At 70.1% G+C, this 13890-nt stretch carries 11 protein-coding genes; 2 read left to right on the top strand and 9 right to left on the bottom strand.

The features are described from left to right. Positions 1 to 305 precede the first annotated feature (305 nt). Together G4Z16_RS31565 and G4Z16_RS31570 are read left to right on the top strand one after the other, a co-directional pair. Complete coding sequence (locus G4Z16_RS31565) at positions 306 to 938, top strand: DUF4142 domain-containing protein (protein WP_197353966.1); 633 nt, start codon at positions 306 to 308, stop codon at positions 936 to 938. A gap of 92 nt (positions 939 to 1030) precedes the next feature. Beyond that, on the top strand, positions 1031 to 1735 hold the full coding sequence (locus G4Z16_RS31570) for an alpha/beta fold hydrolase (protein ID WP_246531173.1): 705 nt from the start codon (positions 1031 to 1033) through the stop codon (positions 1733 to 1735). 94 nt (positions 1736 to 1829) lie between these two features. Here G4Z16_RS31570 and G4Z16_RS31575 read toward each other — a convergent pair whose 3' ends face one another. From G4Z16_RS31575 to G4Z16_RS31615, 9 genes are all read right to left on the bottom strand, one after another. Continuing rightward, positions 1830 to 2867: a LacI family DNA-binding transcriptional regulator gene (locus tag G4Z16_RS31575; protein ID WP_425508137.1), complete on the bottom strand. Its 1038-nt coding sequence runs from the start codon at positions 2865 to 2867 to the stop codon at positions 1830 to 1832. 17 nt (positions 2868 to 2884) lie between these two features. Next, the gene (locus tag G4Z16_RS31580; protein ID WP_197353968.1) at positions 2885 to 3736 is read right to left on the bottom strand and encodes an ROK family protein; all 852 of its coding nucleotides are present in this window, start codon (positions 3734 to 3736) and stop codon (positions 2885 to 2887) included. Further along, entirely contained in the window at positions 3733 to 5439 is a 1707-nt protein-coding gene (locus G4Z16_RS31585; RefSeq protein WP_197353969.1) for a class I mannose-6-phosphate isomerase, read from the bottom strand. The genes G4Z16_RS31580 and G4Z16_RS31585 overlap by 4 nt, the downstream gene beginning before the upstream one ends. A 46-nt stretch (positions 5440 to 5485) precedes the next feature. Beyond that, the gene (locus G4Z16_RS31590; RefSeq protein ID WP_197353970.1) at positions 5486 to 8692 is read right to left on the bottom strand and encodes a glycoside hydrolase family 38 N-terminal domain-containing protein; all 3207 of its coding nucleotides are present in this window, start codon (positions 8690 to 8692) and stop codon (positions 5486 to 5488) included. 13 nt (positions 8693 to 8705) lie between these two features. After that, positions 8706 to 9518 carry a carbohydrate ABC transporter permease gene (locus tag G4Z16_RS31595; RefSeq protein ID WP_197353971.1) on the bottom strand — a complete coding sequence of 271 codons (813 nt, stop codon included), beginning with the start codon at positions 9516 to 9518 and terminating at the stop codon, positions 8706 to 8708. Positions 9519 to 9531: 13 nt separating this feature from the next. Continuing rightward, positions 9532 to 10491 (bottom strand): carbohydrate ABC transporter permease, encoded by a 960-nt coding sequence (locus tag G4Z16_RS31600; protein ID WP_197353972.1) that lies wholly within the window; start codon positions 10489 to 10491, stop codon positions 9532 to 9534. After that, entirely contained in the window at positions 10488 to 11750 is a 1263-nt protein-coding gene (locus G4Z16_RS31605) for an ABC transporter substrate-binding protein (protein ID WP_246531174.1), read from the bottom strand. The genes G4Z16_RS31600 and G4Z16_RS31605 overlap by 4 nt, the downstream gene beginning before the upstream one ends. Before the next feature lie 248 nt (positions 11751 to 11998). Then, entirely contained in the window at positions 11999 to 12823 is an 825-nt protein-coding gene (locus G4Z16_RS31610) for a phytanoyl-CoA dioxygenase family protein (protein WP_197353974.1), read from the bottom strand. A 100-nt stretch (positions 12824 to 12923) separates the two neighbouring features. Beyond that, positions 12924 to 13844 (bottom strand): isocitrate lyase/PEP mutase family protein, encoded by a 921-nt coding sequence (locus tag G4Z16_RS31615; RefSeq protein WP_197353975.1) that lies wholly within the window; start codon positions 13842 to 13844, stop codon positions 12924 to 12926. Positions 13845 to 13890 lie beyond the last annotated feature (46 nt).

Consider the following 13890-nt stretch of genomic DNA (forward strand, 5'->3'; position numbering starts at 1 on the left):
GGGCATCCGCGTGAGCCGGCGACGGACGGGCTACCCTCAAGTGCCTTGCGTGCGGGGCGACTTGACCCTGGCCGTGTCAGGGGCCGCCGGCTGAAACCGTGATCGTGTGGGGCTGGTGCCTCGTGTCCGGATGCGCCACGCTCGTCGCCAACCACCGTGACGGGTGGGCCAGATGTTGTGACGTCTGCTGATGCCGCAACGGACTTGTCAGATCAGGACTAAGCCTCAAACTCTGCCTCGCGCACACCAATAATGAGCACAGAATGTTCACCGCGCTTCGATGGCGTGTGTGGGGAGGGGTTCTGATGCGTTCCGTCAAGCCGTCCGGGCGAGTGGCCGGCACCGTGCTGGTCGTTCTCGGCGTCGTGGCAACGCTTGCCGCGCTGCTGATTCCCGTCTACTTCTTCGACGGGAACCGCTCCATCGCGCTCTCGCGGTCCGGGTGGCAGGACGACGGCAAGGGGACCTGGAAGACGGAATACGGACCGCTGACGTCGCTCGACCGTGACTTCCTGCGGAGCGTGCGGAGCGCGGGGCTGTGGGAAGTACCTGCCGGCCGTGCTGCACGAGAGCGAAGCACGAAGAGGTCGGTACGGATCGTGGGTGACCATGTCGTCGAGGGCTGCGGTGAGTTGGACAAGCGCGTCATCGAGGCCAGCCGCGCCCTCAAGGTGTCGCTTCCGAACCGGGCGACCGACGCCCAGCGGAAGTACCTGCTCGAGATCGAGAACGCGAAGGGCAGGAAATTCGACGAGGTTCTCGTCAACCGCCTCCGGAAGCAGGGGGGTTCGACCTTGGCCCTCGTGAGTCTCGTACGCGATCAGACCAGCAACTCGATGGTGCGGTCGTTGGCGACCAGGGCCAACTCGATCGCCCTCGACCACATCTCCGTGCTGGAAGAGACCGGAATGGTGGACTACGAGGCGCTCAGCCAGTAGCGCTGCTTCTTCGCCTGAGGCAGTACACCGTTGGTGCCGCAGGGTTGCCGACGCCGCCCGACCGATGATTTTCGCTGCCCCCCGTGGTCTCCATGTTCGACACGGAGGGAGGCTGGCTGCGGGTGAGCTACTTTGTCCTGATTCCCGGTGCCGGGGGCATGGCCTGGTACTGGCATCGTGTCGTGCCAGAACTGCAGGCCCGCGGGCACGAGGCGGTGGCTGTCGATCTGCCCGGCGCCGACCAGCTCGCGGGGCTGCCCGAGTACACCGACACGGTGCTCGGCGCAATCAGCGATCATGACGACGTCGTGCTGGTGGCCCAGTCGCTGGGCGGTTTCACCGCCCCGATGGCCTGCGCTCGCGCACCCGTGGATCTGCTGGTTCTGGTCAACGCGATGATTCCGCTGCCGGGGGAGACGCCCGGACAGTGGTGGGACGGCACCGGGTGGCACGCGGCCCGCGTCGCAGCGGCTCAAGCAGGCGGGTACGCCCAGGAGTTCGACCTGGACACCTACTTCCTGCACGACGTTCCTGCCGGGGTCGCCGCCGCCGGCGCGGACCACGAGAGGCCTGAAGCCGACATCGTCTTCGGTCAGCCCTGTGACATGGAACGATGGCCGGACGTGACCACGCGCGTGCTCGCAGCGGCCGACGACCGTTTCTTCCCCCTGGAGTTCCAGCGCCGAGTCGCCCGGGACCGCCTCGGAATCCATGCCGACGTCGTCCCGGGCGGACATCTGGTTGCCCTGTCACGTCCGGTCGAGCTGGTCGACCGGCTGATCGGGTACTTGTCCTGAAGCGCGAGGGAGCGGAGCTTCACCCCGTCCCTCCCTGCGGCACCTCCGTGACCGGGCCGGGCTCGGCGGCCGGGACACCTGCTCGCCCCAGCGGTCAGCGGACCTGCTTGCCCCCGGAGTTGTACGTGACGAGCTCGGTGGGCACGGTGATCCGGCGGGGCTTCCCGGACGGCGGCCGGTCGGCGGGCCGTATGCGGGAGACGAGCAACTCCGCGGAGCGGCGGCCGAGTTGGTCGGTGTCGTATGCGACGACGGTGAGCGGAAGTCCCAGGGCGTCGGCGAGTTCGAAGTCGTCGAATCCGGTGAGGGCGGTGGAGCGGCCCGCCGCGCGGATGGCGTGGTAGGCACCGATGGTGTTGCGGTTGTTGGAGCAGAACAGGGCGGTGGGGGGATCGGGCAGAGAGAGGAGTTCCCGCGCGGCGAGCGTCGCCTCCCCGGTGGTCTTCTGCCCCTGCCGTACGTAGCGTTCGTCGACGGGAAGCCCCGCGGCATCGAGGGCGTCGGTGAAGCCCTTGAGGCGCTCCGTGCCGGTGTAGACGGTCCGGGGCGAACCGACGAAGCCGATCCTGCGGTGGCCCTGGGCGAGCAGGTCCTCGGTGGCGCGGCGTGCTCCACCGAAGTCGTCCACCAGGACGCAGTCGGCTTCGAACCCCTCGGGCGGACGGCTGGCCAGGACGACGGGCACCCCGCCCGCCGCGGCCGTTGCCAGATGGCGCTGGTCGGTGGAGGCGGGCACGGCGACGATGCCGTCGACACGTCGTGCGACGAGGTCGTCGACGAGTTCCCTCTCGGTGACCGGGTCCTGCTTGGTGTTGGCGATGACGGTCTTCAGGCCGTGCGGTGCGAGCACCGAGTCGACGCCGAGCGCGAGCTGCGAGTAGAAGGGGTTGGCGAGGTTGGTGACGAGGAGACCGACGAGTCCCGTGCCCTCGCCCAGGCGGAGACTGCGGGCCATGTGATTGGGCATGTAGCCCAGCTCGTCGGCCGCCGCCTGTACGCGCTCCCGTGTCGCCGCCGACGCGCGCGGGTCGCCGCGCAGCACGCGCGAGGCCGTCATGGAGCTGACACCCGCCAGCTCGGCGACGTCCCGCAGTGTCGGCTTCCCGCCCTTCGCCGCTCGCCCGTCCGCCATGCCGGCCATGCCCCCTCTCACTTCGCAGCCGCCGCGACGGCCGCGCCGACGAGCGCGGCGTCGCCGGTGAGACGGCTGGTCCTCACCGTGACCGGAGTATCCCCCAGTCCGGCGCGGAGTGCGGGGCCGATCAGGTCCCAGGAGCCCGTCATCGAACCGCCGACGACGAGCACCGAGGCACCGAAAGAGGCCAGGTACGGGGCCAGCACGCCGCCCAGGGCGGTGAACGCCTCGTCGAGAACGCCTCGCGCCCGCCCCTCGCCGCTGCGTGCGCGGGAGGCGATGCCGTCCACGTCGAGCCGTGCGTCGCCGTACCGTTCGCGGATGGCACGGCGGGAGACCGACTCCTCCAGCGGCCGCCCGTCCAACTGCAGCAGATCGACGCGGCCTTGGGGCGGTACTCCGCGCCCGTCGGTCTGCGGGGAGCCGTCCGCGAGGAACGCCGAGCCCACGCCCGTGCCGAGTGTGATCCCGGCGCAGCGCGCGTGGCTCCGTGCCGCTCCCGCGTGCCATTCCCCGAGGAGGAAGGCGTGCGCGTCGTTGAGGAAGACCATGCCGGAGGGGCGACGGGGGAGTCCGCCGCGCAGCGCCGCGCCGACGTCGACACCGCGCAGGCTCTCGAACTTGCCGACGCCCTCGAAGAGTCCGATGCCCCGCACGTAGTCGAACGGACCGGGAACGGCCACCCCCCACACGTCACCGGGCGGCGCGGGAAGCCCGGCCGCGCAGGAGATCACACTGCCGAGGATCTTCTCCGCGCTGCCCTGCGCATCGAGCCGGCGGCTGGCCCGTGCGGTGACCCCGGCACCGCCGGGGTCGGCCATCGCGGCCGTCACATGGGTGCCGCCGATCTCGAGTACGGGTCTCACGGCGCGTCCTGCGGGCGTACGAGCGCCTTGACGACCTTGGCCGGGCCGCCGTCCACCGGGTGCAACCGGTAAGGGCCGACCGCCGCGGGCATGGTCAGGGTCTCCGCGTGGGCGAGTTCGTGGCGGTGTCCGGAGGCGGTCTCCACAGTCACACCTTCGCCCTCGACGACGTTCAGCACGTGGAAGCGGCCCTCGGTGTCGTCCTCGGCGGCCGTGCTGCCGTCGAGGACCAGGCGGCGCACCTCGTAGAACATCTCCGGGAGCGCGCCGAGGACTTCCTCACGCCAGCCGTCACCGCCACGAAGGGTGCGTGGCCGCGGCACCAGGTCATGGGCGACGTCGTCGCCGCGGCGCCGCGTGTCGAGGTTTGCCAGGCCGTGCTCGTACGGAAGCGGACGGGGATTGCCGTCGGCGTCCGGGCGCAGCCAGTCGTAGAAGCGGAGGCTGTACAGGTAGGGGGTGGCGCTGATCTCCAGTACGAGGTTGCCGGCGCCGCTCGCGTGCGGCGTGCCGGCGGGGATCATGAACAGCCGGCCCTGCTCGGCCGGGAACGTCAGCACGTGGTCCTCCGGACGCATGGGCGTGCCCTCGGAGAGGGCGTCCTCGATCTGCTTGCGGAACAGCGCGACGTCGGCGTCCTCCCGCAGGCCGAGGAAGACGCGGGTGTCGCGGCTGCCGACGGTCATGTAGTACGTCTCGTGCTGCGTGTAGTGCCAGCCGAAGCGCTCCCGCATGTACCGCTCCTGGGGGTGGCAGTGCAGCGAGAGGTTGCCGCCGCCGACGGTGTCCAGGTAGTCGAAGCGGATCGGGAACGACGTGCCGTAGCGAGCATGCACCCCCGAGCCCAGCATCTCCAGCGGATGCAGCACGCACAGCAGTTGGAAGGGAATCTCGGCCTGCGCGCGCGGACCGTCGCCGATGAGGACACCCGACTCCGGGGCTATCAGTTCGTAGCCCAGGGCGGTGTTGCGGGCACCCGCGTTGAAGCCCAGCGTGCGCTGCGCCCAATGACCGCCCCACGGCGTGGAGTTGAAGTAGGGCCGGGTGCGCACGGGCTGCCGCGCCAGCATCGCCAGCGTCGCGCGCAGCCCGTCCCCGTCGATGAGCACGGGGCGTCGGGGCTCCTGCACGTCGAGCCAGGCGTCGATGCGGGGCGCCAGGGCATCCCGGTGCCGGTCGAGCATGGGCCAGTCGACGTAGAACAGCCGGCGCAACTCGCCCCGCAGGCCGGGCAGTCCGAGGTTGGACCCCGTACCCGCCGCGACAGCGGCCTCCGCGTGGCGCTTGGGCACGTCCGCGTACCACAGCACGTCGTGGGCGACCGCGGCTGCGCCCGGTCCGCAGACCAGCAGCACGCCCCGCCGCGGCGGGGCCGGTTCCGGGACGGTGTCGAAGAGGTCGTCCAGCGGGTTGTCCGCGAGCTTGCAGTAGTAGGGGTCGCCGGTGTCCTCGGGCCGCTCGGTGCGCCGGACGACGACCTCCGCCGCCGCGTAGCGGCTGCGCACGTCGAGCACTTCCACCGCCGTGTCGTGGGAGGAGAGGTGTTCGACCAGCCGACTCCGCAGCGTGGCCCAGTCCACGGCGGGCGGCCCGTCCACCGCCACGACCGCCGGCCCCTGCGGCAGTTCCGCGGACACGGCCTGCCAGCCGGTGACGAGGCGGGCCTGCGGCGCGGGGGCGTATCGCGGGTCGAGCCGGTACACACGTTCTCCTTCGGGACGGAAACTGGGTGCGGCGCCTGGTGCCGCTTCACGGACGTTCGAGAAGCACCGCCGCCGTGCTCAGCGGGGGAATGTCCACTCGCGTCCCCCCGTCGGCGAGTTGGAGCGGGCTGAGGACGCGGCCGAGGTAGTCGGCGCTGTGTGCGGCCGTCACGGGGAACAGCGCCCGTACCGGGCACGTCAGCTGTTCCTCCGCGAAGGACTGCAGCCGCAGCAGCACGGCATTGCCGGGGCCGGGCGTCGTCGCGCCGACGAGACGCACACGCGGGTCGCCGAGTTCGGCGAAGGCGAGGGAGTCGCTCACCAGCGAGCGGGTGCCCGCGCCGTCCGCGCCGTCCCCGGCCTCTCCTTCCCGGCCGACGGTGCCGCCCCGTGCCCGTACGGCGTGCAGCGGGCGGCTGCCCGCCGCTGCCGTGCGCGGGCCGATGCCGGCCGCGGCGGGACCGGAGGCGCAGGCGAGGCTGTAGCGGAAGCTGAAGTCGAAGCCCTGCTCGCTCGGGAAGTTGGTGTCCCAGAGGTTGTTGTGGATCCAGGAGAAGACCGTGGCCGGCTCGTCGTGCTCCATCGTGCGGGGGAACGGCGCGTACGGCAGGGCGATGTTGCCGAACTGCACCAGCGGTGCATCCTGCGTGGCCCATGCGACGGTGCAGTCGTCCTCGGCGAGTGTGATCCAGCGCCGTACGGCCCGCATGTGGAGAGCGGAGCCGGGCACGACGGGAAGACCGCTGCCGGTGACGCCGCCGGAGGCCTCCATCCGTACCTCCGGGTCATCGAAGGCGAAGGGGAACGCGAAGTAGGCGCTCTCCTTGCCCAGCGTGGCGTCCTTGTCGACGCGGTTGTCGATGTCGAGCCTCGCGATGCCGAGGGGCAGGGTCAGGGTGGTGCGCACCCGCTTCGCGCCGCCGGGCCGGGTCTCGTACGTGACGGATTCCGAAGTGGCCGTGGAAGTACGGGCGATGAGCGCCGCGGGCGGGGCGACCACCCGCGTCCCCAGGTGCTCCAGCCGCTCGGAGGCCGTGGTGCGGCTGGAGTTGTGGTTGAAACCCCCGGCGGTGGTGTAGCTGTCGTGGATGTAGGCGTTGAACCCGACGGTCGCGTCCGTGCGCACCAGTTCCCGGCCGGTCGCCTTGTCGATGACGGAGGAGACGCACGCACGGGCCAGGTCGACCCGCACCGCGAGGTGCTCGTTCTCCAGCAGGGTGGGGTCCGCGTGGGCCTGCGCCAGTGCCGCGCTCTCGCCGGGGTCGTGCTTCTCGGGGCCGCCGGTCGGATTCCACGGGGGAGCGGCACGCGAACTCTCCGCCGGCTCGGGCCCCGCGAGGATGTCCAGGCGTACCGAGCCCGCCGGCGGCACATCCTCCACGCGTACGCGCAGGAAGCGTCCCGCGTCGCGGTGTTCGGGGTTGACCTGGGCGCGTTCTTCGTGGTCGAGGCGGTGTCCCGTCCGGGCGTCGTGGACCGCCACGGACGCGCCGAGCCCGACGCTGCTCTCCGGCAGGAAGATCTCAGCGACCTCCGTACGCGGCCACGAGCAGGTGTTGACCACGTGGTACGACGCGTCCGCCCCCTCGGCGGCGGACAGTCGCTGCCCGAGCCGTGCCGTGGCCCGGTCCAGCAGTGAACGGGAGTCGTCGTGGGCGCGCAGCGCCTGCCCGTACTTCCAGTGCCACTGCTGCTCGCCCGAGTGCATGTGCTCGTGGCCGTGGGTCCAGGGGTCGGCCGCGCCCCAGGTGTGCTCGTCGAAGAGGGAGACAGCCTCGTAGACGCCGGCCGCTCCGGCGGTCTCCTGATCGGCGCCGTCCGCGCCGAGGATTCCGGCGAAGGTGCCGATGGTCTGGGCGTCGGCGGCGGTGGACTGGGCGGTGCGGGCCATCGAGAGGGGATGGGCCCCGGAGCCGACACCGTCGACCCACCAGTCCGTCCAGTCGCCCTCGAAGGTGCGGATGCTGTCGCCGAGGCGGCTCTCGGCGTCGGTGAAGAAGTCCTCGTTGCGGGAGAGCCGCAGCTGCGGGTAGGCCCAGGTCTCGTTCCAGCGGCGGACGGTGTCGGCGATGATGCGGCGCGGCGGCGCGTTGTCCCCGAACTTGCCCTGTACGCGCAGATGGAGCACGTCCCACGGGTAGGGCTCGCGCTCGCTCTTCTCCTGGTCCATGCTCCAGCCGAAGACGCCGCCCGGGTACGGGTAGGGGCGGGTGGCCAGCGCCGTCAGATAGGCGGGCAGCAGATCGTCGACACGTCCGTAGTCCGTGTCGAAGCCGAGCAGCGGGCCCTCCATGTAGGCCAGGCCGTGCGGGGTGTCGGTCACCCACACCAGCAGGCTGTTGCCGCTGGGCGCCGCCCACCGGAACAGCCGGGGCAGCTTGTCCCCGCCCACCAGGTGCGGCACGGAACGGCCCGCCCAATTGTGCGCCACCGACAGGTACTTGACGCCCGCCGAGGCGAGCGCGTCGACGAGTCCCACGACCGACCCCGGCACGTCCGTCTGCATGGCGGAGGTGAGCGTCAGGCCCCACTCGTCGCTCACCGTCCGTGCGGAGCGCAGCAGTTCGTGGAGTTCATCGGTGGAGCAGGTCTCGGTGTGCAGGTTGAACGGCATCGCCGTCAGTTCGATACGTCCCTGCCGGACCCGGCGTACGAACTCCTCCACCTGCTCCGCGGGCCTGGCCGCGGCCCACTGCTGGAAGGACCACAGCGACTCCACGCACCAGCGGAACTGCGAGTCGGCCGGCCAGTCGTCCGTCGCCCGTGTCAGCTCCAGACACGAGTCCAGGTAGGACAGGTGCTCGGCCAGCACCAACCCCTGCGGATCGGTGTATCCGATGTCGAGGTGCGAGTGGTGAACCAGATGGACCGTCCACCGGCGCTGCGGCGTCAGCGTGACCGCGACGCCCTCGTCCTCTCCGCCCGGCACCGCGACGGTGATCTCCTGCGCGGAGTCGACGGCCGGCACCATCAGCCGGACCGAACCCGCGGGTCCGGGGCGCCGTTCGGCGGGCAGCGCCGAACCCGATCCGGTGCGCACTGCCAGCTCATCCGGCACGGGGGAGCCGTCGGCCGGCTCCACGCGCAGCGACTGCAGCAGTCCGTCACCGGAGCGGCAGAGCAGCGGCTCCTGGATCAGCCGCACCCGGCGGTCCGCCAGCCGGCCCTCCGCCGAGACCACGGACTCGCGCAGGCTGTCGTGGATCCGCTCGTGGTCCCAGTCGTTTGTCCGTACGAGAGCACGGGTCGTCATGCGGCACTCGCTTTCATCGGGCGATCGCGGTGACTCCGCGGAGGAAGAGACCACGGAAGAGGAGGAAGACGAGCAGGGTCGGCACGGAGACGATCAGCGCCCCGGCCAGGATCACGGGCGGACCCGAGGAGCCGTACGCGGAGTTGAGCGTCGTCAGCGCCGCCATCACCGGCTGCACCTCGGGGCTGCGGCTGAGCGTGATGCCCAGCAGCAGGTCGTTCCACACCGCGGTGAACTGGAAGATGAACGCCGCTCCCAGACCGGAGCTCATCAGCGGCACGTGGATGCGCCAGAAGATCCGGCGGAAGGACGCGCCGTCCAGCATCGCCGCCTCGGTGACCTCCGGCGGCATGGTCGTCATCTGGTTGCGGATGAGGAAGAACGCGAACGGCACCGCCCACGCCGCATATACCAGCATCAGGCCGAGCCGTGTGTCGTAGAGGTTGGCGTCCGCGTACAGCCCGAACAGCGGCGCGAGGAACATCTGCAACGGGAAGAGAGTCCCGGAGTAGATCAACCAGAACCAGAAGGCGGGCCTGGGAACCGGCAGCACGACGACGGCGAACGCCGCCATCGCGGCGACCAATACGGCCACCGACCCGCACACCACGGAATACAGCAGCGAGACCAGGAAGCTCTGCCCGATGCCCGCCTCGCTCCACGCGATGCTCAGGTTGTCGAGGATCGCGAACCCGCGCGGTGCCCAGTCGGGCGTCCCGGTGTAACCACCCGCCGGGGTAAGAGCGTTGACGATCAGCAGATAGAGCGGGATCAGCCAGAGCAGCACGCATCCGGCGACGAACATGTTGCGCAGCGCACGTCCCATCGTCCGTGCCTCCTCAGTCCCGGGCGCCGGGCATCTGGCGGCGCAGATACAGCCAGGACGCGGCGACGACGATGACGGACAGAACCAGGGCCACGGCCGAGCCGTAGCCGACGTGGAAGAGCCGGAAGGCCTCGCGGTACATCGTCAGTGCCAGCGTCTCGGAGGACCGGGACGGGCCTCCCTGCGTGAGCACCCAGATCAAGTCGAACGCCTTGAGGGAGTTGACGATGGCCATGCCGACGACCACCACCGTCATGGCCCGCAGCTGCGGCAGCGTGATGTGGCGGAACATGCTCCAGCCGCTCACGCCGTCCAGGTGCGCCGCCTCGACGATGTCGCGGGGGATGGCGCGCAGCCCGATGGTGAAGAGCACCACGTTGATGCCGGTCGCCTGCCAGGTGCCTGCCACGATCAGGGACACGGTGTTCTGCGGCCACTCCAGCAGCCACGGCTGTGCCAGCGAGCCCAGACCGACCGCACCGAGCACCTGGTTGACGGCGCCGTCCGAGGTCAGCATGAACTTCCACAGCACGGCCGTGGACGCCCCGGAGATCGCGTACGGCAGAACGATCACCAGCTGCGCCAGGTTCCCCAGGCGCATCCGGTGCGTGGCGACCGCGATCAGCAGCCCCGCCACCACGGGAAGCAGCAGCGTCCCAGCGACCCACATCACCGTGTTGATCAGCGAACGGCCCAGGATGGGGTCCTCCGCCAGCCGGACATAGTTGTCGAGCCCGATGAACTCGCTGGTGAAGCCGTTGTCCTCGAAGAGGCTGCCGTAGACGCTGCGGAAGAACGGATAGACCAGCAGGACTCCGACGAAGGCCAGCGCCGGGGCGGCCCACACCAGCGATCCGGCAGGGCTGCCCAGCCGGCCTCGCGCCGTCGCCGCTCCGGAGGCCTGTCCGGGCGTCCGGGTGGGGATCCGCCGCTTGACCCGAATCGGCCCGGCAGCGCTCAGCGTCTCGCTCATACCTTCTCCGCCTCCCTCCACACCTGCCACGCCTCGTCGGCGCGCTCCTGCATCGTCCTGAGCACCTGCCGGTAGCTGGGCGGGTCGAGCAGGAACCCCGCCAGGTCGTCGACGGTCGACTCCACCAGTTCCGGCGGACCCTGCTCCCAGAAGCGGTTGAGCATCCACAGCCGCTTCCGCCGCGCGGTGCGTGCGATGCCGTCGACCATCGGATTGGCCGGTTCCACACGGGGGTTGGGGCAGCCGTCCTGCAGGGTGTGCGCGAACGCCTCGGCCACCCGCGGGTGCAGCCACTGCCCTGCCGCCTTGACGGCTTCCTTGCGGTCCGGGCCCTTGCTGGTGCACACCAGTGCGCTCGATTCGAAGATCATGCTGGGCCGCGCCCGGGCATCGGCCATGGGCAGCACGAACGCGTCCACGTTGCCGCCCGGCTTGCCGCCCGCGGCCTGCAGGCTGGGTGTGAGGAAGGTGCCGCCCGGCATCATCCCGACCTTGCCGTGCACCACACCGGCGGCCGCGTCGTCATGGCTCATGTCCATGGGCGTGAACCAGTCGTTGTCGAAGAAGGAGACGATGGTGCGCATGGCCCGCACGGCGCGCGGGTCGGTGTAGCTCTCCCGCCCGTTCATCAGGTCCTGGTAGAAGCGGGGGTCCTGCCGGACGAGGACCTCCATGAACCAGATGAAGGCGGGCCAGCGGCCGTCGGTCGTTGCGTGCAGTGGTGTGATGCCGGCGCTCTTGAGGCGCTTGCAGGCTGCGAGGAAGTCCTCCCAGGTCTGCGGAGCTTCGAGGTCGTGTTCGGCGAAGACCTCGGTGTTGTAGAAGAAGACCCAGTAGGCCAGGTTCATCGGCAGGGCCCACACGCGGTTCTTGTAGGTGAAGGCGCTGCGCAGCTCTGGGTAGACCCAGCCGCGCGCCTCGGCCCTTTCCCAGTGACCGGTCATCTCGATGATGCCGCCGGTGCGTGCCAGATCCTGCAGGCGGTAGCCCGACCAGTACTTGAGCATGTCCGGCGTCTTGCTGGTGCGCAGCGAGGACTTGACGATCTGCTCGAACGACTCGAGCGACGGTATGACCTGCGGGACCAGTCCGATGCCGGCGGTCGACTTCATCCGGCGGCCCGCGGCGGCGATCGGCTTGCCCCATGAGGCGTTGTCGCCGTGGAGGGCGACCTCGCCGGGAGGCTGGCCCGCGGCGGTTCCGCAGGCGGTGGTGAGAGCGGCGGCACCGGCCGCCGCGAGGAGACCTCGGCGGTTCATGGTGGATCTCGGGGTCGTGCTGTGACGGCGTCCATGCATGGGACTGGCCCCTCACGTGCGGGTGTTATCGTTAACATGTTGCGCGGCAGCCAACTCCAGCCACCTCCGGATGTCAATGGGCGCGGCAGTATCTGCCTCTTCGGTGCCGGATTCTCATGAAGTGGTGCGAGCAGCCACCGGACGTCTTCCACCTCACCCCGCCGTAGTCGCGACCGAGCAACTGCCAGTGGGGCCCGATGACTTGGTCGTCAGGCCTCCCGGTCGTGGAGGACCGGGTTGAGGGGCGTCGCGGGGATCTCGCCGACGGCAGTGCCCGGCATCCAGGCATGGAGATCGCCGCGTTGGTTGTCGTTGACGGGTTCGGCGACGGTGATGTCAGCGTCCATGTAGATGACTGTCATCACCCGTCGCGGGTTGACCGCGCCGTTGGGCGAGGCGCGATGGAACGTCCAGCCGTTGTGGAAGCTGACGTCGCCCAGCTCGTAGGGGGTCTCAAGCACAGGGAAGTCCTGCTCGGCAAGGGCGCGTTGGAGTTCGCGTTCGGACGCGTCGCTGATCGGCAGGTCGCGGCCGTGGACGAAGCGGTGGCTGCCGACGGCGAAGGTCAGCGGTCCCATCTCGACAGGCGTCTGCTGCAAGGGGATCCAGGCTGTGACCGTCCGGTCGGTGGACAGCGGCCAGTAGTACTGGTCCGCGTGCCAGGGAGTCATGCCGCCGCCTGGTTCCTTGTAGAGGGCCTGGTCGTGGTAGAGGCGTACGGCGTCGACGCCTAGCAACTCGGCCGCGACGCGGGCCAGTCGGGGCGAGAAGACGAAGTCCCGGACGACCTCGCTGTGCTGCCACAGGTTGGTCACCTGGAGGAACGCCTTGCCGTAGGTGTCCCGCTCGGCGAGAGGGAGACGCTGGGTGTTCAGCTCGATGACCTTCGAAGTGATCTCTGGCTCGTAGTTGCGGACAGTGCCGGGAGAGAGCACGCCGGGAAGCTTGACGAAGCCCTGATCTTCGAAACGCCGGCGCGCTGTCGCATCGAGCGAGTAGGGGCGGTGGAGTTCCGGGTGCGCGGTGGTCGTCATGCCCCTCAGAATCCGTGGCTTCAGAGGATCGTGCTACGTCTCCGACGGCAGGAACCGGTACGTTCTTGCCCCCCTGTACGGGGAGACCCCCTTGCCCGTGTCACGTGTAGCGGGCTTCGCGCTCCCGCGCGGCCGGAAGTCCCACCAGATCAGTGAACTCCTCGAAGCCGGGGAGGCTGACACTCTGCGAGTCGTTCAAGGCGGCGGCGGGCGTCCCGTCGCGGCGCAGGGCCGACAGCAGCGAGCGAACCCCGGCGGTGGCGGCCAGCAGCGTGCCGATCGGGTAGAGGACCAGTGCGAAGCCCAACTCGCGCAGGCGGGAAAGCGGTAGTGGCGGCGTCTTCCCGCCCTCGGCCCAGTTGAAGAGCAGTGGCGTGCCGGCGGCGAGGGTGTCTGCGATCTTCTCGACGTCCGCCTCTCCGGTCGGCGCCTCGACGAACAGCACGTCCGCGCCGGCGTCGCGGAATGCCCGTGCGCGTTCCAGCGCGGCATCGACACCATCGGTGGCGACCGCGTCGGTCCGGGCGATGATCACGGTGTCCGGGTCACGGCGGGCGTCGCAAGCGGCGCGGATCTTGCCCGTCATCTCCGATGTGGGGATGACCTGCTTTCCGGCCATGTGCCCGCATCGCTTGGGCATGACCTGGTCCTCGAGCTGGATGCCGGCGACGCCGGCGCGCTCGTAGGTCTCGACGGTGCGGGCGACGTTGAGCGCGTTGCCGTAGCCGGTGTCCGCGTCGGCGATCAGCGGTGTATCGCCGATGGCGGCGGCGATCCGGCGGGCGTTGTCGGCCATCTCGGTCGCGGTGAGCAGCCCGATGTCGGGCTGCCCGATGAGCGACGCGGTGGTGCCGAAGCCGGTCATGTAGACGCAGTCGAACCCGGCGTCGGCGACCAGGCGCGCGGACAGCGCGTCGTAGGCTCCCGGGGCGAGCAACGGGCCCCGCGACGGTGCTGCGGTGAGCAACTCCCGTAGCTGTCCGGCCGGCGTGCGACTCGCACGGTTCGACGCGTTCACCATGTCTCGCGCCCCTCTCACCTTGTGTCCTTGGAGCGACGTTATAGCC

Source organism: Streptomyces bathyalis (genome assembly GCF_015910445.1).
GTDB classification, from domain to species: Bacteria; Actinomycetota; Actinomycetes; order Streptomycetales; family Streptomycetaceae; genus Streptomyces; species Streptomyces bathyalis.

Excerpts from the sequence above, each read along its gene's own strand:
- G4Z16_RS31565 (WP_197353966.1), top strand. The coding sequence starts at position 306 with ATGCGTTCCGTCAAGCCGTCCGGGCGAGTGGCCGGCACCGTGCTGGTC.
- G4Z16_RS31570 (WP_246531173.1), top strand. The coding sequence starts at position 1,031 with ATGTTCGACACGGAGGGAGGCTGGCTGCGGGTGAGCTACTTTGTCCTG.
- G4Z16_RS31575 (WP_425508137.1), bottom strand. The coding sequence starts at position 2,867 with ATGGCGGACGGGCGAGCGGCGAAGGGCGGGAAGCCGACACTGCGGGAC.
- G4Z16_RS31590 (WP_197353970.1), bottom strand. The coding sequence starts at position 8,692 with ATGACGACCCGTGCTCTCGTACGGACAAACGACTGGGACCACGAGCGG.
- G4Z16_RS31595 (WP_197353971.1), bottom strand. The coding sequence starts at position 9,518 with ATGGGACGTGCGCTGCGCAACATGTTCGTCGCCGGATGCGTGCTGCTC.
- G4Z16_RS31600 (WP_197353972.1), bottom strand. The coding sequence starts at position 10,491 with ATGAGCGAGACGCTGAGCGCTGCCGGGCCGATTCGGGTCAAGCGGCGG.
- G4Z16_RS31605 (WP_246531174.1), bottom strand. The coding sequence starts at position 11,750 with ATGAACCGCCGAGGTCTCCTCGCGGCGGCCGGTGCCGCCGCTCTCACC.
- G4Z16_RS31610 (WP_197353974.1), bottom strand. The coding sequence starts at position 12,823 with ATGACGACCACCGCGCACCCGGAACTCCACCGCCCCTACTCGCTCGAT.
- G4Z16_RS31615 (WP_197353975.1), bottom strand. The coding sequence starts at position 13,844 with ATGGTGAACGCGTCGAACCGTGCGAGTCGCACGCCGGCCGGACAGCTA.